The sequence below is a fragment of the Vibrio sp. QJM3NY_27 genome (genome assembly GCF_057785955.1).
This window is the reverse complement of record NZ_CM173511.1, coordinates 2,931,320-2,952,329: the sequence shown is the minus strand read 5'-3', so window position 1 is coordinate 2,952,329 and position 21,010 is coordinate 2,931,320. Positions and strand designations below refer to the sequence as shown.

14 protein-coding genes are annotated in these 21,010 nt (G+C 44.2%); 10 read left to right on the top strand and 4 right to left on the bottom strand.

Annotation, left to right across the window (positions count from 1 at the left end):
* Positions 1 to 167: 167 nt before the first annotated feature.
* From gluQRS to sfsA, 3 genes are all read right to left on the bottom strand, one after another.
* Positions 168 to 1,043, bottom strand: coding sequence for a tRNA glutamyl-Q(34) synthetase GluQRS (gluQRS, locus tag AC3CIA_RS13045; protein WP_171308147.1), 876 nt, complete (start codon positions 1,041 to 1,043; stop codon positions 168 to 170).
* A 199-nt stretch (positions 1,044 to 1,242) separates the two neighbouring features.
* Positions 1,243 to 1,689 (bottom strand): RNA polymerase-binding protein DksA, encoded by a 447-nt coding sequence (dksA, locus tag AC3CIA_RS13040; RefSeq protein WP_017073117.1) that lies wholly within the window; start codon positions 1,687 to 1,689, stop codon positions 1,243 to 1,245.
* A 135-nt stretch (positions 1,690 to 1,824) separates the two neighbouring features.
* Positions 1,825 to 2,586: a DNA/RNA nuclease SfsA gene (gene sfsA / locus AC3CIA_RS13035; protein ID WP_054547498.1), complete on the bottom strand. Its 762-nt coding sequence runs from the start codon at positions 2,584 to 2,586 to the stop codon at positions 1,825 to 1,827.
* A gap of 94 nt (positions 2,587 to 2,680) precedes the next feature.
* Between sfsA and hrpB the strand changes: the two genes are divergently transcribed.
* The 10 genes from hrpB (at position 2,681) to AC3CIA_RS12985 (ending at position 19,419) form a co-directional block, all read left to right on the top strand.
* Positions 2,681 to 5,119 carry an ATP-dependent helicase HrpB gene (gene hrpB / locus AC3CIA_RS13030; protein WP_253656741.1) on the top strand — a complete coding sequence of 813 codons (2,439 nt, stop codon included), beginning with the start codon at positions 2,681 to 2,683 and terminating at the stop codon, positions 5,117 to 5,119.
* Positions 5,116 to 7,509 (top strand): penicillin-binding protein 1B, encoded by a 2,394-nt coding sequence (mrcB, locus tag AC3CIA_RS13025; RefSeq protein WP_171308145.1) that lies wholly within the window; start codon positions 5,116 to 5,118, stop codon positions 7,507 to 7,509. Before hrpB ends, mrcB begins: the two co-directional genes overlap by 4 nt.
* Before the next feature lie 38 nt (positions 7,510 to 7,547).
* Positions 7,548 to 9,872, top strand: coding sequence for a patatin-like phospholipase family protein (locus tag AC3CIA_RS13020; RefSeq protein ID WP_054547501.1), 2,325 nt, complete (start codon positions 7,548 to 7,550; stop codon positions 9,870 to 9,872).
* Between the two features lie 272 nt (positions 9,873 to 10,144).
* Positions 10,145 to 12,733, top strand: coding sequence for a bifunctional aconitate hydratase 2/2-methylisocitrate dehydratase (gene acnB, locus AC3CIA_RS13015; protein ID WP_488518219.1), 2,589 nt, complete (start codon positions 10,145 to 10,147; stop codon positions 12,731 to 12,733).
* Between the two features lie 254 nt (positions 12,734 to 12,987).
* Positions 12,988 to 13,356, top strand: a complete 369-nt coding sequence (locus AC3CIA_RS13010; RefSeq protein ID WP_017088701.1) for a YacL family protein — start codon at positions 12,988 to 12,990, stop codon at positions 13,354 to 13,356.
* Between the two features lie 259 nt (positions 13,357 to 13,615).
* Entirely contained in the window at positions 13,616 to 13,954 is a 339-nt protein-coding gene (glnK, locus tag AC3CIA_RS13005; protein ID WP_004738200.1) for a P-II family nitrogen regulator, read from the top strand.
* 27 nt (positions 13,955 to 13,981) lie between these two features.
* Entirely contained in the window at positions 13,982 to 15,211 is a 1,230-nt protein-coding gene (locus AC3CIA_RS13000; protein ID WP_488518218.1) for an ammonium transporter, read from the top strand.
* A gap of 295 nt (positions 15,212 to 15,506) precedes the next feature.
* Positions 15,507 to 16,520, top strand: coding sequence for a Fe(3+) ABC transporter substrate-binding protein (locus AC3CIA_RS12995; RefSeq protein ID WP_135457136.1), 1,014 nt, complete (start codon positions 15,507 to 15,509; stop codon positions 16,518 to 16,520).
* Positions 16,521 to 16,765: 245 nt separating this feature from the next.
* Positions 16,766 to 18,391: an ABC transporter permease gene (locus AC3CIA_RS12990; RefSeq protein ID WP_017084265.1), complete on the top strand. Its 1,626-nt coding sequence runs from the start codon at positions 16,766 to 16,768 to the stop codon at positions 18,389 to 18,391.
* Positions 18,391 to 19,419, top strand: coding sequence for an ABC transporter ATP-binding protein (locus AC3CIA_RS12985; protein WP_479300770.1), 1,029 nt, complete (start codon positions 18,391 to 18,393; stop codon positions 19,417 to 19,419). Before AC3CIA_RS12990 ends, AC3CIA_RS12985 begins: the two co-directional genes overlap by 1 nt.
* Positions 19,420 to 19,575: 156 nt before the next feature.
* On the opposite strand, the gene AC3CIA_RS12980 is transcribed toward AC3CIA_RS12985, so the two are convergent.
* Positions 19,576 to 20,988: a phosphoglucomutase/phosphomannomutase family protein gene (locus tag AC3CIA_RS12980; RefSeq protein ID WP_488518217.1), complete on the bottom strand. Its 1,413-nt coding sequence runs from the start codon at positions 20,986 to 20,988 to the stop codon at positions 19,576 to 19,578.
* Between the last annotated feature and the right edge of the window lie 22 nt (positions 20,989 to 21,010).

Here is a 21,010-nt window from a genome sequence, read left to right as displayed (position 1 = left end):
AGGTATCGCCAACTTTGTTTTTCTCTTAGTCCAAAGTGGTAGTGCAGAGTATAATTGCGGCTAATGATAGCTTAGCGCGAGCCATTTGAGAACATCGTCTGTTTAACCACTGCTGTTGGTTATGACATTTTTATGTGTCGTTTTTGCTATTTGCCGTTAGTTTTGAGTTAATCGCTGTGCTCTTTTTGTAAACTATCAGGTAACTGGCTGACGTTCCATTGCTGAGTTCCCCATAACAAAATCTCATCCATTGAAGCCTCACAGAGGGCATGCGGGATACCAAAACCTAAGAATCGCATAGCGTCGAGCAGCGTTGGTTTTGGGTTGTCGAGATCGATCGCGGTGGCATGGTTCTGTTTTGACAGTTTATTCCCCAAGCCATCGGTTGCCAATGGTAAGTGCAAGTAACTCACGGTTTTTTGCTTGAGTGTCTTATACAAACTGATTTGTCGACCTGTAGGCTCTATCAGGTCGGCGCCTCTTACGACTTCTGTTACCCCTTGATCGATGTCATCAAGGACAACCGCCAAGTTATAGGCAAACAATCCATCTCTGCGTTTGATAATAAAATCTTCTTCAGCCAATGCTTTAGGGATTTGAATCGTGCCGTGACGAACATCGTCAAAAGACTCGACTGGAAAGTCCATGCACAAGCGCACGGCTTGTTCGCCTGAATCAACCAAACCTGCGTTTCGGCAGTGACCATTATAAAACCCACCCAGAGACTTTATCTGCTTGCGTGTGCATTCACAGTAATAGGCTTGATTGTCAGCGACCCATTGATCGATTTGAGCTTGATACAAGCCATGACGCTGGCTTTGATAGACGACTTCACCATCCCAAAATAGATGGTAAGCCTCAAGCGTCTTAAGAATGAGGTCTGCAGCGCCGGCCATTTCTCTTGGTGGGTCGAGGTCTTCCATGCGAACTAACCATTGTCCTTGGTTAGATTTCGCTTGAAAGTAGCTACCAAGAGCAGCAACCAGTGATCCAAAATGAAGAGGACCTGACGGTGATGGTGCAAAGCGCCCGATATAATCCATAAGTGAAAAACCTAATCTTGATGGTACCGCAGTAGCCGATTCTTAAGACGTTTATCTATTGCTTTGGTTCGTTTAGTCATCGTATTAATACGTAAAAACAAGCTAAAGCTGTTGATTTGCTATCAAAATCTTGAAATATCCAGCTTGGATAACAAACAAAAAAGGGAGCCAAAGCTCCCTTTCTTTACATCCGCAAGAATTAACCTTGCATCTGTTTCTCTTTGATCTCTGCAAGTGTTTTACAGTCAATACAAAGGTCAGCAGTTGGACGAGCTTCAAGACGACGAATGCCAATCTCGACACCGCAAGAGTCACAGAAGCCGAAATCGTCTTCTTCGATCTTGTCTAGTGTCTTCTCAATTTTCTTGATAAGACGGCGCTCACGGTCACGGTTACGTAACTCTAGGCTGAATTCTTCTTCTTGAGAAGCTCGGTCAACTGGGTCTGGGAAATTTGCTGCTTCGTCCTGCATGTGGTGCACAGTACGATCAACTTCTTCCCTGAGCTGGTTGCGCCAAGCTGCTAAAATTTTTGTAAAATGTTCCGTTTGCTCAGGTGACATGTATTCTTCACCTGGTTTTGCTTGGTACGGTTCAACACCTGCGATGGCTAGGATGCCTAGCGCTTTTTTCTTAGATTCTGGCATACAGCATCTCCTATTTACACCTAGTCAACTGCAAAGCAGCTAATTTTAAGGCGGGTATCTATAGCAGAAAGAACGAATGGTGGCAAATACTCTTGCTCAAACTTGCAATCAATGTGAATAGTTCAGCATTTTTGCTTAGCTATTGATAAATTCAACAGCTTGTTTTAGTTGTATTTGAGTACTGCTGAGCTCTGCTTTATAGCAAAGCACTTCAACACCAGCGTCTTGTGCTTGTTTTAGTAATAACGAATATTTGGCGTCTATATGGTGTGCCGCAGACACTTTTTCAATACCTGAATGCAAAACAGTGAATAAAAGTACGGCTCTATTTCCAGATTCGACCATTTCTGTGAGTTCACGCAGATGTTTCTGGCCTCTGGTGGTGACCGCATCAGGGAAAAAGCCTTGCCCTTTGGTTGACGCTTGTTGTTTAGTTGATATTTGTTGCTTAGTGGACGTTTGTTGTTCATCGAGCAAAGTGACGCTTTTTACTTCGATATAGCAAGGTGGCTTTTCGTTATCTTCAAGCAGAATATCAATTCGACTATTCTCACTGCCATATTTCACTTCGGTTCGTAACGCGTTATAGCCTAAGAGTTCAACTATAGTATTATTTTCAATTGCTTCCACTGCCAACTGGTTTGCTCGCGCAGTATTTACACAAATACGGTGACCTTTGTCTGTTTCTGAGATCTCCCAGCTGTTTGGGTATTTTCTTTTTGCATTATCGGATGTTGAGTACCACACCGTATTGCCAGGGGTAGCACATCCCGTCATTGCTCCAGTGTTAGCGCAATGAATAGTACGTTCGCTGCCGTCTGGAAGTTGGATGTCAGTGAGAAAACGTTTATAGCGTTTAATAAGAGTCGCTGGCTCTAATGGAGGATTGAAGTGCATATTACTTATTTAGACAGGTAGGTTTTTATGTACAATGTTGCCAACATTACACCACAAGGTTCTCCCATTGCCACAACTGCCCATAGAAGCTGTGATGCCAGATCTGCTCGCTGGCGTAGAAACACATTCTCAACTTATTCTAAAGGCCGCTCCCGGTGCGGGTAAGTCAACGTTTTTCCCTCTGCAGTTGGTTAAAACCAATGCCGTTAAAGGGAAGATTATCATGCTCGAACCTAGGCGTTTGGCGGCAAGGAATATCGCAACTTACTTAGCCAGCCAATTGGGAGAAAAAGTGGGAGAGAGCATAGGTTTTAGAGTTCGTGGTGAATCTAAAACCAGCAGTGCGACTCGCTTGGAAATCGTCACCGAAGGGATTATGACGAGAATGATCCAAACCGACCCTGAATTGACTGGGGTTGATATGGTGATCTTTGATGAGTTTCATGAGCGCAGTATTCATGCAGATACCGCGCTGGCCTTTAGCTTAGAGATCCAAGAAGCACTGCGTGATGATCTAAAAGTGGTGGTGATGTCGGCAACCTTAGATCAACACGCGCTGCAAACTTTGTTGCCTGATGCCAAGTATGTTGAATCACAAGGGCGAACTTTCCCGGTTGACTTCCGTTATCAGCCATTAGGCTCGAATGAATATTTAGCCCCTAAGATGGCCAACGTGATTCGTTCTCTGATGGAGAAACAGTCAGGCTCACTTTTGGCTTTCTTGCCGGGTGTCTCGGCGATAAAACAAGTGGAATCTCAACTAGAACAACTCGCCAGCGATATCGATGTTTGTCCTTTGTACGGTCAGCTCTGCTTCCCTCAACAACAAAAAGCGATCGCGCCATCAGAGAAAGGGCGCCGAAAAGTAGTGTTAGCCACCAATATCGCGGAAACTTCTTTGACGATTGAGGGGATTCGCTTAGTTGTTGATTCGGGATTGGAGCGAGTAGCAAAGTTCGATCTTAAAACCGGCATTACCAAACTTGAGCAAGTAAAAATATCACAATCCTCAGCGGAACAAAGAGCGGGTCGTGCAGGGCGAATCGAAGAGGGCTTGTGTGTTCGCTTGTACAGTGAAACACAGTTGGTGCAACAACCATCCGTTCCAGAACCTGAAATACTTCATTCCGATCTCTCTTCGCTGGTGGCTGAATTGACGCAATGGGGAGCAAGCCGTGCCGATGAGCTTCATTGGTTAGATGTTCCGCCACAGGCATCGATTGAGCAAGCGACAGAACTGTTACAAGAGCTTGATTTATTAGATAGTAATGGGCAATTTACTCCAGTCGGAAAGCAAGCCCAGCGCTTAGGTATTGAGCCACGGGTCGCCAGTATGCTGATCAAAGCGCAGCAAAACAGCCAAGCCTTGTTGAATGTCGCAATTGTCGCTGCCGCTTTGCTCGAAGAACCTGAACGTAACGTGACGGATATTCAACACTCGTTGCATCGACTTAAGCAAAGAAAGCACTCGAAAAACAGTGTTGTGATGCAGCGAGCGAAAAGTCTCGCCAGCAAACTCAATCATCACCTGGATTTGTCACAAGTCGATGAATCATTGCTACCATTAGTGCTTTGCTTGGCCTTTCCAGACCGAATTGCCCAATCGAGAAGTGCGACTGGCTGTGCATTTCGTCTTGCCAATGGCCATGGAGCCGAAGTTCGTGATGATGATCCGCTGGCAAACAACGAATACATCGTGGTGATTGATTTGATGCGCACGGCAGGGCGAGCAAGTCAGATCTTTTTAGCGACACCGATTGATATAGTGCAGCTTGAGGCTTCATTCTCCGGTCTTTTTACACGCGAAGATTATGCAGATTGGGATGAAAAACGCGGTCGCCTGGTTGCTGAAGAAAGAGTATTACTGGGTAAGCTGATTATCAGTACTAAACCTTTGCCAGAGCCTGATTCCGATCAGATAAGCCAAGCGTTACTGAATTATATCGCTCGACGCGGACTTGAAAGTTTAAATTGGACGGCTTCTGCTAAACAGCTGGTTGAACGCGTGCGCTGTGCTGAGTTGTGGCTGCCTGAACAGCAATGGCCTCAAATGGATGAAGCGAGCTTATTGCAGCATCTTGATGAGTGGCTTTTACCTTATTTGAATGGTATCAAATCGGCAAAAGGACTGACGAGTATCTCGGTCGAGCAAGCATTGTCAGCTTATCTTGGCTGGCCTCTGAATCAAGAAATTGATCAATGGCTACCTACGAATTACCTGATGCCAACGGGCAGTAAGAAGTCGATTCGATACCAATATCTATCTGAGCCAATGATCTCTGTTCGAATGCAGGAAGTCTTTGGTGAGCAAGATTCACCCTTGATTGCCCAAGGGCGTAAAAAGGTGGTGCTTGAGTTGCTTTCTCCTGCGCAACGACCACTGCAAATTACTCAAGATTTAGCTGGCTTTTGGGCTGGCGCGTATAAAGATGTTCAAAAAGAAATGAAAGGCCGTTACCCCAAACATCCTTGGCCGGATGACCCTGCTAATCATGTAGCAACCACTAAAACTAAACGACAGTTGAACCGATGATGACCAAAATGTTAACGCCGAAAAAGGCACCACCTAAAAAAGCGCCAGCAAAGAAGTCACCAGCGACCAAAGCCAAGCCAAGAAAGCCTAGAGCAGCAGCGAAGAAAGGTAAGGCAAAGAAAACGGGCAACAGAGGTTGGCTGAAGATCCTATGGGGTATCGCTTGGAAGGTGGGTTTAGCAACGGCAGCTCTGTTGTTGTTCGTTGGGATCTATTTGGATTCGGTGGTTAAGCAGCGTTTTGAAGGTCAGCTTTTTGATCTGCCAACCGTTGTTTATGCTCGTGTATTGGATCTATCTCCGGGTACAGCCGTTAGTTTGGTACAAGTCAAAAATGAATTGGATGTGCTGAATTACCGTAAAGTGAATTCTCCTCGTCACCCTGGCGAATACTCTTCTTCCTCAACCAAGATTGAAATGATTCGCCGCCCGTTCGAGTTTGTCGATGGACCGGAAGCGGATCGTCATGTGATGCTGCATTTCAACGGTAACGAGTTAACTCGTATTCAGTCGCTAGAGAAGAAAGGCGACATGGGGTATCTGCGTGTTGAACCAAAAATGCTTGGCATGCTTGAAAAAAGTAGCGATGAGCAGCGTCTGTTCTTAAAACGTAATCAGTTCCCAGAGGTGATGGTTGATGCATTGCTGGCAACCGAAGACCGAAATTTCTATCAGCACGATGGGGTATCGCCACTGGCAATCGCTCGTGCGATGGTGGTCAATGTAAAAGCAGGGCGAACCGTACAAGGTGGTAGTACGTTGACGCAACAGTTGGCAAAAAACCTGTTCTTATCTAGCGAGCGCACATTATGGCGTAAGGTTCGCGAAGCCTATATTGCACTTATTTTGGATCATCGTTACAGCAAAGACCGCATCTTAGAAGCCTACTTAAACGAGGTTTATCTTGGGCAAAATGGTGGGCAAGCGATTCATGGCTTTGGATTAGCATCTCGCTTGTATTTCGGGCAACCGATTCAAGAACTCCGAATCGACCAACTAGCACTGCTGGTCGGTATGGTCAAAGGACCTTCGTATTACAACCCGGTTCGTTACCCTGAGCGAGCTAAGACTCGACGAGATTTGGTTCTACGTTTGCTGATGCAACAAGACATATTGACGCCGAAACAGTACGAAGAAGCCGCAAGCCGAGACTTGGATATTCAAGATAACCCACGCATTGCGAGCCGTCAGCCCGCTTACTTCCAGCAAGTCAATATTGAGCTTAAGAGATATGTCGGTGATCGATTTGAAGCACAGAAAGGCATTCGAGTATTTACCTCTCTGGATCCTGTTTCTCAAGACAAGCTAGAGAAGTCGATTGCTCGTAAGGTGCCGGATTTATCTAAAACGGCAGGTAACAAGCTAGAGGCTGCTGCTATTGCCGTGGATAGAAATACTGGTGAAATTCGTGCGATGGTCGGTGGTAAACGCACTGGCTACGATGGTTTCAATCGAGCCTTGAATGCGAGTCGTCCTATTGGTTCTTTGGTTAAACCAGCAATCTACTTAACCGCATTAGAGCAACCCCAGAAGTACACATTGGCGACAACCTTGATGGATACTCCACTAAGCTTGAAAGGCAGTAAAGGCAGCGTATGGAGCCCAAGAAACTTCGATCGCAAGTTTCGCGGAGAGGTGCCTTTGTATGTGGCGCTTTCTAAGTCTTACAACGTACCAACGGTTCGCTTGGGCATGCAGTTAGGTATTGATAGCGTGTCGGATACGATTGGAAAACTGGGTGTCGATAAAAACGAAATTCGCCCAGTGCCATCGATGTTTTTGGGTTCATTCTCATTGACCCCATTTCAGGTAGCGCAGATGTACCAAACGATTACCAACTCTGGCCGTATAGCACCTTTGTCTGCGCTTCGTTCAGTTGTTGATAACGATGGTGAGGTTTTATATCAGTCGATCCCTCGTGTATCACAAAGCGTTGACCAGCAAGCAGCTTGGTTGACAACTTATGCCATGAAACGTGGTGTGTCGGAAGGTACTGGACGTTTCCTACAAGGTCAGTTTGCATGGGCAGGATTAGCCGGTAAAACGGGTACCAGTAATGACAGCCGAGACAGTTGGTTCGTGGGTGTTGATGGTCGTGAAGTCACTACCATCTGGCTAGGACGCGATGATAATAAGCCGACTAAACTTACGGGCTCTAGTGGTGCGTTACGTGTCTATGCCGATTACTTGAAACATCGAACTCCAGAGCAGTTATTGTTGCCTTGGCCGAATGGCATTACGACGGCAAGTTTTACTCGGACTTCTGAAGGGGCTTTAGAGTTTGACTGTGACGGTAAGGTTAAACTGCCGGTTTGGGATGAGAATGGAAACATTAAAAAGGGTTGTGAAAGTCAACCAAAACAGTGGCTAAAAAAGCTTTTTCAATGGTAAAGTCGTAAAAGAAAAGAATAACAAGGATAGTTTAAAGAATGATTTCTCGTTGGATTGTGAGCGGCTTAGGCATTGTCGGTACTGTGATCAGTTTTCAGCTGTTTGCATCTACTGTAACACCGGTGGAGCAATCTCAGCAAGCTCATAAAAGACCAACCGTTGCTGTCGTGCTTGCTGGTGGAGGGGCCAAAGGAGCGGCTCATATTGGGGTGCTTAAAGCCTTAGAAGAGATGCAAATTCCGGTTGATTACATTACCGGTACCAGTATGGGCGCTTACGTTGGTGGTCTTTATGCGACAGGGATGAGCGCAGATGAGATCGAGAGCTTTATTTATACGGTGGATTGGAATCGTGGCTATCGCGATCGCGTTAACCGTAGTGATCGCCGTGTGCGTGACAAAGAGTATGAAGACCGTTATCAACTGAATACCGACCTCGGTTTAGGTTGGGGTGAAATCAAAGCCAGAAAAGGTGTGGTTCAAGGCCAGAATATGTTGCGTATTCTGCGTGAGACCACAGGTAACTTATCTCCACTCGATTCTTTCGACAACCTCGCTATTCCATATCGCTCTGTTGCAACTGACATTATCGATCTTGAAGAAGTGGTCATCGACCATGGTCATCTTGTTGATGCGATGATGGCGAGTATGTCGGTACCCGGTGCTCTTCCTCCTTATGAGGTTGATGGACGAATGCTGGTTGATGGTGGTGTCACCAATAACATGCCAGTGGATGTTGCTCGAGCAATGGGAGCCGACATCGTTATTGCCGTTGATATCAGTACTAACTACAAAAGCAAAGAAGACTTTACTAACTTTTTAGCCGCAGCAGACCAACTCTCTAATTACCTTGTTCAACGCAGTACTCAAGAGCAAGCCGCTACGTTAACAGACGATGATTTTTTCCTACGTCCTGATGTTGGGCAAATGGAGACCACAGAGTTCGATAAAATGCCGACGGCTTATCATGCAGGATACGAAGCAACAAGGCAGTATACGGATCAGCTCTCTAAGTTGTCGCTCTCGAATGCGGACTACCAACACTATATTGATGATAAACAGAAAGCTCGAAAGCAGCTCAAGCATGGTGATAAAACGGTGGTGGATAAGGTCGTTATCAATAATAACACCCACTATTCAGATAAGTTGATTGCCAATCGTTTGAACCTCGATTCTGGCAAAATCCTTAAAACCAGTGAAATTGAATCTCAGGTTAAAGACCTCTATGCGCTCGACCGTTTTGAATTGGTCACCTATGAATTTGGAAATGTAGACGGTGAAGATCAACTGCAGGTAGATGTAAATGAAAAATCATGGGGTCCTAATTACCTCAACTTTCGATTTTATCTTGAAGATGACTTTGCAACCGAGAGCCAATATTCAATTGGTATGTCGGCTAATTTTACGGATATTAACTCGCATGGCGCAGAGTTAAGAACGAATGTAGAAATGGGCACTGATAAGCTCATTGAGGCTGAGTTATATTCTCCTTTTTTCTCAAGCCAGAAGTTATTTACATCGGCATCACTTGTTTATAGCAATCAGAAGAGAAACTTACCCGCCAATATTGACGATATCGAAGAGCCCACTCTTGACGTAACTAAAGACTACTTACCAATGACTTATCAAGAGTATATTGGTGAACTGGCATTAGGTTACCAGCCAACATTGTGGCAAGAATTTAAAGTGGGGGCTCGATACACCGATGGTGATGTTGAGGTAGCCTCGTTACCGTCTTTAGGTAGCGGTGGATATACACGTATTGGTGGGTTTATGAGTTATCGATTGGATACCTTAGATAACTTCAGTTTGCCAACCAAAGGGTATTTCGTTGATCTGGAGTATCTCGTTTCCCATGATGATTTTGATAATGACTCTTCTCTTGCTGATTCTGAATTTAACTCTGAAAGCGATACGGTTTATGAGATTTCAGCTAATTTCATGGCGGCGCAGAGTATTGAAAAGCATACTTTAGTCGCAAAGTTCGATTTTGGTATGGTAGAGAGTAAAAATTCCGTGTTCCCTATTGATCCAAAGGAGCTTGGAGGCTTCTTAAATTTATCGGGAATACCAAGAAATAGTCTTATTGGGCAAAACTTGGCGTATGGCAGTTTAATTTATCGCTATAAATGGTTTGAAAATGATTTTGGCTTGTTTAAGTCACCGTTCTACGTGGGTGCGTCCATTGAGCATGGTGGTGTATGGTCGAATAATGATTTGAACATTGACGAAGCGCCAATGTTCACCGCTGGTTCGGTCTTTGCCGGAGTCGACTCCCCATTAGGGCCGATTATTTTGGCTTATGGTAGAACCGAAGATAATTACGACTCGGTCTACTTAATTATTGGAACGTCTTACAAATAAACATGCGTGGGATAGCTCTTTTTCCGACTAAATAGGCAAAAATCGTAGGACTTTCGTCTTAACTTGCTATGTTGGTCAAAATGATAAGATTTTAATTTAACGTTAAATTTGCTATTCTACCGCCCACAGTTTGGCCTCTATGATGCCGCTCATCAATACAAATTGAATGACAAAAATGGCAATGGAGAGCCAAGTTTCCAAGGATGTTCACTTCTTTATTTTACTAATAATTATGAAGATAAGAAGTGAACCGCAATGAGAGGAAAAAAGTCGTGCTTGAAGCCTACCGTAAACACGTCGAAGAACGTGCTGCCGAGGGAGTTGTTCCAAGACCACTAGATGCTGAGCAAGTCGCTGGCCTAGTTGAACTTCTAAAGAACCCACCTCAAGGTGAAGAAGAATACCTTCTTGACCTACTAGAAAACCGAATTCCACCAGGTGTAGATGAAGCTGCTTACGTTAAAGCGGGCTTCCTAACTGCTATCACTAAAGGTGAAGTTGAATCTCCACTAGTAAGCAAAGCAAAAGCTGCGGAACTACTTGGCACAATGCAAGGTGGTTACAACATCGAATCTCTAGTTTCTTTGCTGGATGATACAGAGCTTGCTCCTATCGCTGTTAAAGCGCTTTCTCATACTCTACTGATGTTTGACGCATTCTACGATGTAGAAGAAAAAGCAAAAGCAGGTAATGCTTCAGCACAACAAGTGCTTCAATCTTGGGCTGATGCTGAGTGGTTTACAGCTAAAGACAAAGTAGCGGAAAAAATTACCGTTAAAGTATTTAAAGTCACTGGTGAAACGAACACCGATGACTTATCTCCAGCGCCAGATGCATGGTCACGTCCTGATATCCCAGTACACGCAAAAGCGATGCTGAAGATGGAACGTGATGGTATTACTCCTGATGAGCAGGGTAACGTTGGTCCAATTACTCAAATTGAAGAAATGCAAAAAGACGGCATTCCACTGGCTTACGTTGGTGATGTTGTTGGTACTGGTTCTTCACGTAAATCAGCGACAAACTCAGTACTTTGGTTCATGGGTGAAGATATCCCATTCGTACCAAACAAGCGCACTGGCGGTGTTTGTCTTGGTGGTAAAATTGCTCCGATCTTCTACAACACAATGGAAGACTCAGGCGCGCTACCAATTGAGCTGAACGTACAAGACATGAACATGGGTGATGTGATTGATATCTATCCTTATGAAGGTGTTGTTCGTAAAGACGGTGCAGATATCTCAAGCTTTGAGCTAGGCAAAGTACTTCTAGATGAAGTACGTGCTGGTGGTCGTATTCCACTGATCATTGGTCGTGGCTTAACGGGTCGTGCTCGTGACGCTCTAGGCCTAGCTGAAACTGATTTGTTTGCTAAACCAATCGACCCTTCAGCTTCTGACAAAGGCTACACGCTAGCTCAGAAAATGGTAGGTAAAGCATGTGGCGTTGAAGGCGTACGTGCTGGTCAGTACTGTGAACCTAAAATGACAACAGTAGGCTCTCAAGATACTACGGGTCCTATGACGCGTGATGAGCTGAAAGATCTGGCTTGTCTTGGTTTCTCTGCGGATCTTGTGATGCAGTCTTTCTGTCACACATCTGCATACCCTAAACCAGTTGATGTAAACACTCACCATACGCTGCCTGATTTCATCATGAACCGTGCAGGTGTTTCACTTCGCCCGGGTGATGGTGTTATTCACTCATGGCTAAACCGTATGCTTCTGCCTGATACTGTTGGTACAGGTGGTGATTCGCATACTCGTTTCCCTCTAGGTATTTCGTTCCCAGCAGGTTCTGGCTTAGTAGCATTTGCTGCAGCAACAGGTGTTATGCCTCTTGATATGCCTGAATCAATCTTGGTTCGCTTTAAAGGTGAAATGCAGCCGGGTATCACGCTACGTGACCTTGTACATGCAATTCCTCTTTACGGTATCAAGCAAGGTCTACTGACCGTTGAAAAAGCCGGTAAGATCAATGAATTCTCTGGTCGTGTACTAGAGATTGAAGGTGTTGACCACCTGTCTGTTGAGCAAGCATTTGAACTTTCAGATGCATCTGCTGAGCGTTCTGCTGCGGGTTGTACCGTTAAGCTGTCTCAAGAGTCTATCGAAGAGTATCTGAACTCGAACGTCGTTATGCTTAAGTGGATGATTGCGGAAGGTTACGGTGATGTTCGTACTATCGAGCGTCGTATTACGGCAATGGAAGAGTGGCTAGCGAACCCTGAGTTGCTTGCTGCTGATTCAGATGCTGAATACGCTCATGTTATCGAGATTGATCTTGCTGACATTGACCAACCAATCCTATGTGCACCGAATGATCCAGATGATGCTCGTCTTCTTTCTGACGTTCAAGGTACTGAGATTCAAGAAGTGTTCATCGGTTCTTGTATGACGAACATCGGTCACTTCCGTGCTGCAGGTAAGATGCTTGAAGAGTTTAATGGCTCTTTGAATACTCGCCTATGGGTTGCTCCGCCAACTAAGATGGATAAAGACCAACTGACAGAAGAAGGCTACTACGGCATCTTCGGTCGTGCTGGGGTTCGTATTGAAACTCCGGGTTGTTCATTATGTATGGGTAACCAAGCTCGTGTTGCTGATGCTTCGACGGTTATGTCTACGTCTACTCGTAACTTCCCGAACCGTTTGGGTAATGGTGCGAACGTTTATCTAGCTTCTGCTGAGCTTTCTGCTGTTGGTGCGATTCTTGGTCGTATCCCAACTAAAGAAGAGTACTTAGCGTACGCTGAGAAGATTAATGCAACAGCTGCAGATACATACCGTTACCTGAATTTCCATAAAATGGGTCAGTACACGGAAAAAGCAGACACTGTTATCTTCCAAGAGCCCGCATAAGCACTTTATAGATAGTAAGTCAGTACTTACTGCATTGCGGTAACGTACTCACTGTTAATACAACGCCTTCTCTATACGAGAGGGCGTTTTTGTTTATGCGTGTTGCTGGTGGCTTGTTCTTAGTGATTTGTTATTGGTGGTTTAGTGCAGCATTCAACACACTCGATCTCTCGTAGACTTAGCTATATACTCTCGCCTCATTTTTGCTACTACCTATTTATTGAACCTTCTTTTTATTAGAGCTTTGGAGCCTTATGGAATTCGAATTTACTAGAAACACTCTAATGGGTGAATACTATGTGAAATGTAGCATGGGCCATGAGATTGTTGGCCGCTGGCTTCAAGAAGAGATCGGGAAAGATAAGCAGAAGCTGGATCATGTGATGGCGTTGATTGAACAATCTCGACAGGATCTGAGTAATGAAGTGACGCTGCTTGGCAAAGAGATCAGCCTTGCTATCAATGAAGATGACGTAACGATTCAGGAAAACGTGTTAGCGCATGAGCAAGAGATGGAAGAGGGCAGTGAATTCGACTTCTATAACTGTGAAAGCCAAGCAAGCTGTGGAATCGATGATTTCGAGCGACTTATCGAACGCTGGATGGACTTTCTAGGCTATTAAGGTCTAACTTTCTACTCGCTAGTTAGCCCCTATTATTGAGTAATCTAGAGCCTTGAAGGCTCGGTTGCCCAAAACTGGAGCAACAATAGCGCAACGCATTAAGATAGTGAAAAGGCCGCACCATATTGGTGCGGCCTTTTTCGTTTTTACAACCGTTTTAATTATATACTGTTTAAAAACAACATCTTAACTTTTTGGCACGCTACTTGGATTGTATTAAGAGAATTAACGGATTAAGTGAAGAATTTAAGGAACGAATATGAAATTAATAAATGCCATTGTTAAGCCATTCAAATTAGACGATGTACGCGAAGCGCTCTCTGATGTGGGTATTGAAGGTATGACAGTTTCTGAAGTGAAAGGTTTTGGTCGTCAGAAGGGACACACGGAATTGTATCGTGGTGCGGAGTATCAAGTTGATTTCCTACCAAAAGTGAAGCTAGAGATTGCTACCCAAGCTGAAAATGTTGATCGAGTTGTTGAAGCGATTAGCCAAGCGGCACACACCGGAAAAATCGGCGATGGCAAAATTTTTGTGTATGACCTAAGCCAAGCCGTACGAATTCGTACCGGTGAAATGGATGCTGAAGCACTTTAAAGAATTACAAGGACTGGAGACTTTAATATGGAACTTACAACAACAGTAATGGAACTACGTTACGCACTAGACACTTTTTTCTTCCTCATTTCAGGTGCGTTGGTCATGTGGATGGCAGCAGGCTTCGCAATGTTAGAAGCTGGTTTAGTTCGCTCAAAGAACACCACAGAAATTTTAACTAAGAACATCTGTTTGTACGCGATTGCTTGTACGACTTTCTTAGTGGTTGGCTACAACATTATGTACGTAGATAACGGTGAAGGTGGTTGGTTACCTTCATTTGGTACTTTAATCGGTACTCAAGGTGAAGGTGCAGACCACTCATTAGAATCAGATTTCTTTTTCCAAGTCGTATTTGTTGCAACAGCAATGTCGGTCGTTTCTGGCGCAGTTGCTGAGCGTATGAAGCTTTGGTCATTCCTTATCTTCTCTGTGGTACTAACAGCGTTTATTTACCCAATGGAAGGTTACTGGACTTGGGGTGGTGGTTTCCTATCAGAAGCTGGTTTCAGTGACTTTGCCGGTTCTGGTATTGTACACATGGCAGGCGCTTCAGCAGCATTAGCGGGTGTTCTATTACTGGGTGCTCGTAAAGGTAAATATGGTAAGAACGGTGAAATTTACCCGATTCCTGGTTCAAACATGCCACTTGCAACGTTAGGTACATTTATCCTTTGGTTCGGTTGGTTCGGTTTCAACGGTGGTTCTCAACTTATGGTTTCAGATTTTGAGAACGCAACAGCGGTTGGTCAAATTTTCCTGAACACTAACGCAGCAGCAGCAGCAGGTGCGATTGCAGCACTACTAGTATGTAAAACAACGTGGGGTAAAGCTGACTTAACAATGATTCTTAATGGCGCGTTAGCTGGTCTAGTAGCAATCACTGCAGACCCTCTATCACCATCTCCTCTATTTGCTGTCGCAATTGGTTCTGTATCTGGTGCACTTGTTGTGTTCAGTATCATTGCTCTAGACAAAGCTAAGATTGATGATCCAGTAGGTGCTATCTCGGTACACGGTGTATGTGGCTTCTTTGGTCTAATGGCTGTGCCACTAAGTAACGCTGATGCAACATTTGGTGCTCAACTATTGGGTGCTGCGGCAATCTTCGCATGGGTATTCGGTGCTAGCTTAGTTGTATGGGCTGTGCTTAAAGCGACAATTGGTATTCGTGTAACTGAAGATGAAGAACTTGAAGGTATGGACATGCACGATTGTGGTGTAGGCGCTTACCCTGAGTTTGTATCAGTAAAATAATCAGCAGTAACCTTTTGACCTGATAAACATCAGGCCATAAAAACAAAACCCTACAGCTCATGGTTGTGGGGTTTTGTTGTATTTATGGTCGAACATTGCAAGAGGGAATAAGGGGTAAACAGGTTTCATTTAAAGCGAAGACAAGGTGTTTGTTTGGAAATGCTTTGTTACAAATGTGAGGGTTTTAATGGTCTGAGTAGACGGATTTTTTGTCGCTCGTCATTGTAATTATGTTAATGATGAATATAATAACGCAACTGATAGACATTATCATTTCGATATAAAGGATTTTACAATGAAGAAACTGCTAACACTTTCAGCTCTAGCGTGTGGTGTAATTGCCCCGACAGCAATGGCTGCGGAAGAAGTAAACGTATACTCTTACCGTCAACCTTTCCTAGTTGAGCCAATGTTCAAGGAATTCACGAAAGAGACTGGCATTAAAGTAAACGTTAAGTTTGCTAAAAAAGGTTTAGCAGAGAAATTAGCTCAAGAGGGTGAATACAGCCCTGCGGATGTTGTCTTAACTGTAGATATCAGTCGTCTATCTGAGCTAACGAAACAAGATCTAGTTCAATCTGTCGAGAGTGATGTACTTGAAAAGAACATTCCAGCTCAGTACCAAGATTCTGCTAATGAGTGGTTTGCTCTAACAACTCGTACACGTAGTGTTTATTCTTCACGTGACCGTGTTGGTCGTCTAGGTGAAGAGTTCACTTATGCCGATCTAACTAAACCAGAATTCAAAGGCAAAATCTGTACTCGTAGCGGTAAGCACCCATACAATGTTTCTCTAGTATCTTCGATGATTGCTCATAAAGGTGAAGCTGAAACGAAAGAGTGGCTAGAAGGCGTAAAAGCAAACCTAGCGCGTAAGCCTCAAGGCAACGATCGTGCACAAGTTAAAGCGATTAAAGAAGGTCTATGTGATGTTGCTCTAGGTAACAGCTACTACCTAGGTAAGATGATTAATGATAAAGAGCAAAAAGCTTGGGCTGACTCTGTTTACATTAACTTCCCGAACCAAGAAACAACGGGTACTCACGTAAACATCTCTGGTATGGCTATGGCTAAATTCTCTCCAAACAAAGAGAACGCGGTTAAGCTAATGGAGTTCCTATCAGGCAATACTGCACAAGGCATGTATGCAGAAGTGAATTACGAATACCCAGTTAAAGCAGACGTTAAGCCTTCAGAGCTTGTTGCATCTTGGGGTGAGTTCAAAGCGGATACGATTTCTCTAGATGAAATTGCAGATCACCATGCTGCTGCAATCAAGCTATTAGACGAAGTTAAGTTCGATCTTTAATTTATTACTGTAGGCTTCGGCCCAAGTAAAATGACAACCTCAAGTCACCATTTTCGGTCACTTGGGGTTGTTTGTTTTTGGAAAATCACTTTTTGATACAAAGCTCGTCGTTGATCCCTTGAGTTATTAGCATCTCACCTTGAAGTCGTTACAGTATATGGGTATAAATAACCCCACCATTAAAAGGATATGAGATGTATTTGCAAATGCATTTGTGTTTCATTAAGCCTCGTTGTAGTTAGGCGATGAAAGAAAAGAATTATTTATGGAACACCAGTAGCGGCATTATTGCAGTATTGCTGGTTTTACCGATCTTAGCGATTTTTACGACGGCTGTTGGAGAAACAGATGAGCTATTTTCTCATCTGATGTCCACAGTGATGCCCACCTATGCTTACAATACGGTGGTTTTAGTCATAGGAACCATGTTCCTGTCTTTAGTTTTTGGTATTCCGTCTGCTTGGATTATGGCAATGTGCCGTGTGCCGGGTGAGCGTGTTTTACAGTGGGCACTGGTACTGCCATTAGCTATGCCAGGCTATATTGTCGGGTATATCTTTACCGATTGGTTCGACTTTGCAGGCCCTGTTCAAGTGCTACTGCGAGATCTGACTGGGTGGGGGCCCGGTGAGTATTGGTTCCCGGATATTAGAACCTTATCGGGTGCCATTATTGTTTTGTCCCTCGTTCTTTACCCGTATGTTTACTTGTTGTGCCGCGCGGCATTTATGGAGCAAAACGTCTCCTTATTGCAATCCGCTCGGTTGCTAAAATGTTCACCTTGGGAAAGCTTTCGTCGTATTTCTTTACCGCTTGTTCGTCCTTCTATGGCGGTAGGTCTATCGCTTGTCGCAATGGAAACCATCGGTGATTTTGGTACCGTGAGTTACTTTGCTGTCAACACCTTAACGACAGCGGTTTACGATACCTGGTTAGGTTACTCAAGTTTAACGGCTGCAGCGAAAATATCGGCAATTATGCTGGTTATCGTGATCCTACTGTTGAGTTCAGAGCGCTATAGCCGTCGTAAACAGAAACTGTTCCAGAATCAATTCAGCAGTCGTGAAGACTTTCGCTACGACTTGTCCGGTTGGAAAAAATGGTTGGCACTGTTCTGGTGTTGGGGATTAGTGTGCGTTGCATTCTTGTTTCCTCTCGGTCAGTTGATGATCTATGCCTACAAATACTTTGCGCAAAGCTGGACGCCTGAATTCAGAGAGTATGCGGTTAACAGCCTTTATGTGTCAGTAGTCGCGGCGATTATTGGCGTTATCATTGCGATGATTGTGAATTTTAATCAACGTGTTAGCCCAAGTAAGAAAAATCAGGCTTACATGCGTATTGCTTCGATGGGCTATGCCGTTCCTGGCACGGTGTTAGCGATTGGCGTGATGGTACCTGTGTTGTTTATGGATCACTTGGTCAATGACATCGCTAAAGTGATGGAGTGGGGACGACCTGGTTTGATCTTCTCTGGTTCCATGTTTGCGCTCATCTTTGCAATGGTCGTGCGTTTTTCAGCTGTTGCTATTGGCAGTATCGAAAGTAGCTTGAGTAAAGTATCTCCTTCATTGGATATGGCTTCTAAAACCATGGGTTGTAATACCAACCAGATGTTACGTCGTGTTCATTTACCTTTGATTAAACGCGGCGCGTTGATCGCAGGTTTACTGGTGTTTATCGAATCAATGAAAGAGCTAAATGCGGCATTGCTGTTACGCCCTTTCAATTTCGAAACATTGGCGACCTATGTTTATAACTATGCCTCAGATGAGCACCTAGAGTTGGCGGCAATGCCTGCTGTATTATTGGTGTTGGTGGGTTTAATTCCTCTGATCATCGTCAACCGTTCTTTGGAGCAGAAACACTAATGAGTTGTGCATTATCAATTAAAGATCTGACTTGTAAATATGAGTCGCAAACCATCTTGGAATCGCTCTCATTAGAAGTTGAGCATGGTGAAATTGTTTGTCTTCTTGGTGCCAGTGGCTGCGGAAAAACGACTTTGCTTAAGGCGGTTGCAGGGCTGCTTCCATTAAGTAGCGGAATCATGAGCTTGAACTGTCAAACCATTGATGATGGTGATAATTGGTTGCCACCAGAGCAACGAAACATCGGTATGATTTTCCAAGATTACGCCCTGTTTCCGCACCTGACGGTAAACCAGAATGTCGGTTTTGGCCTTAAAGATCTCTCTGATCAGCAAAAGAAAGAGAAAGTCCAAGAGATGTTGGAGCTGGTTCATTTAGATGAATTCGGTGACCGATACCCACATCAACTTTCTGGTGGTCAACAGCAGCGCGTAGCGATTGCTCGTTCTTTAGCATACAAGCCAGATTTATTGTTATTGGATGAACCTTTTTCAAATATCGATACTCAGGTTCGCCATGAGTTGATCTCTCAGATTCGTAAAATATTTAAGAAGCAGGGTGTGACGGCTATTTTTGTGACTCACAGTCGTGAAGAGGCGTTCGCGTTTGCAGATAAGATGGCAGTAATGAACCATGGTGTGATTGAACAGTATGGCTCGGCATCAGAATTGTACTTCCACCCATCAAGCAAGTTTGTGGCTGACTTCTTGGGTGGCGGTAGCTACTTGAATGCACAACGTATTTCAGATAATGAATTTGAAACAAGCTTAGGTTCGATCGAAGCGAAGGCGCAAACTGAAATAGAAGTTGGTGCTCAATGTGCGTTGTTGTTAAGGCCTCAACATATCGTAGCCACTCATGATGTGGATAGTAACCTATCTGTATTGGAGCAGCAGTTCATGGGTGACCATTGTCGCTATGTAATTGAAGCTAATGGTCAGAAGTTATTAGCGACTTCTTCAGAAGCTCTTGAAGTGGGCATGCCGGTAACCGTAAAAGTGGATACTAAAGGCGTATTAGCGTTTTAACGACGAGCCGCCAAAACAGTTTTGCAAAAAAATAAAACGCAGTCATAAAAAAGCCCAGCACTTAATCGAAAGTACTGGGCAAAAGCTCTTCATCTATAGGTTCTAACAAGGCAGTGATCTGTTAAATCCCATATAAAACTGCTGCACTCTATAAGCCTATAGAGAGAGGAAGTCTTTCACTTTTTGAAGAACATGTTCTGCAGTGTCTTTATCTTCCATTTCTGCGAAGATTCGTAGTAACGGCTCTGTTCCTGAGAAGCGAGCAATCACCCAGCCGCCATTTTTGAAGTACACCTTGGCACCATCTTCATAGCTGACTTTTTCAATTTCGTATTCAAATTCAGGCAGTTGCTTTTCGACGTAAATCTTGGTGTAGAGAGCTTCCTTCTCTGAAGGCTTAAACTTGCAATCCCCTTCAGCCGTATACGCATAACCATATTTAGAGTAGATCTCATCAAGCAGCTCTGAGAGCTTCTTACCTGTTACGCTGATCATCTCAACCAACAAGCTTGATGCGAACACGCCATCCTTGCCTTTGATGTGACCTCGAATGGTTAAACCGCCAGAGCTTTCACCGCCAATTAGTGAATCATCGGCTTCCATTTGAGAGCTGATATGCTTAAAGCCCACAGGAACCTCAAAGCTCTTCTCTCCGTGATCCGCTGCCACTTTATCTAGCAGATGCGTAGTTGCGATATTACGGACAACTGAACCTTTCCAGCCTTTGTATTCGAGCAAGTAGTAGTAAAGCAGCAGAAGTACTTCATTTGGATGGATGAAGTGACCTTTTTCATCGATGATGCCCAAACGATCGGCATCGCCATCAGTACCAATACCAATGTCATAACCTTCAGCGGCAACAAGGTGCTTTAAGCGATACAAAGTAGCGGCATTTGGAGATGGCATGAGGCCACCAAAATCTGGGTTTTTGCCATCGTTGATTACGTCGACATCACAGCGGGCACTAATTAGAACGGTTTGAAGTGCGTTTTTCGCCACACCAAACATCGGGTCAATCAGTACTTTTAGGTTGGCTTTCTTAATCGATTCGATATCAATTGCATTGATGATTGAGTCAACAAAGGCGTTCATCGGATTGATGATCTCAATTTCTTTGTCGTTTAATGCCTGTTCGAAATCTACTCGGATAACGTCTTCGCTAGTCAGTGTTGCTATCTGTTGTTCAATCTTCTCTGTGATGATCTCATCAGCATCTCGGCCACCTTCAATGAAAACCTTAATACCGTTGTAATCAGCAGGGTTGTGAGAAGCGGTAATACATGCCGAGTAGACACATCCCATCTCTTTCGCTTGGAACATCACGATAGGTGTTGGAACAAATTTGTCGATAAAGCTCACTTTGATGTTGTTGGCTGCTAATACTTCAGCAAACCAACACGCGGCTTTATCTGAAAGGAAGCGGCGGTCATAGCCGATCACAAATCCGTTCTTTGCCGCTCCTTCATTGTTGATGATGTTTGCCAGTGCTTGCGCTACTAAGCGTACGTTTTCTCTAGTGAACTCTTCACCAATAAACGCGCGCCAGCCACCTGTACCAAATTTAATCATTAGAAAATCCTTTTAGTATCAC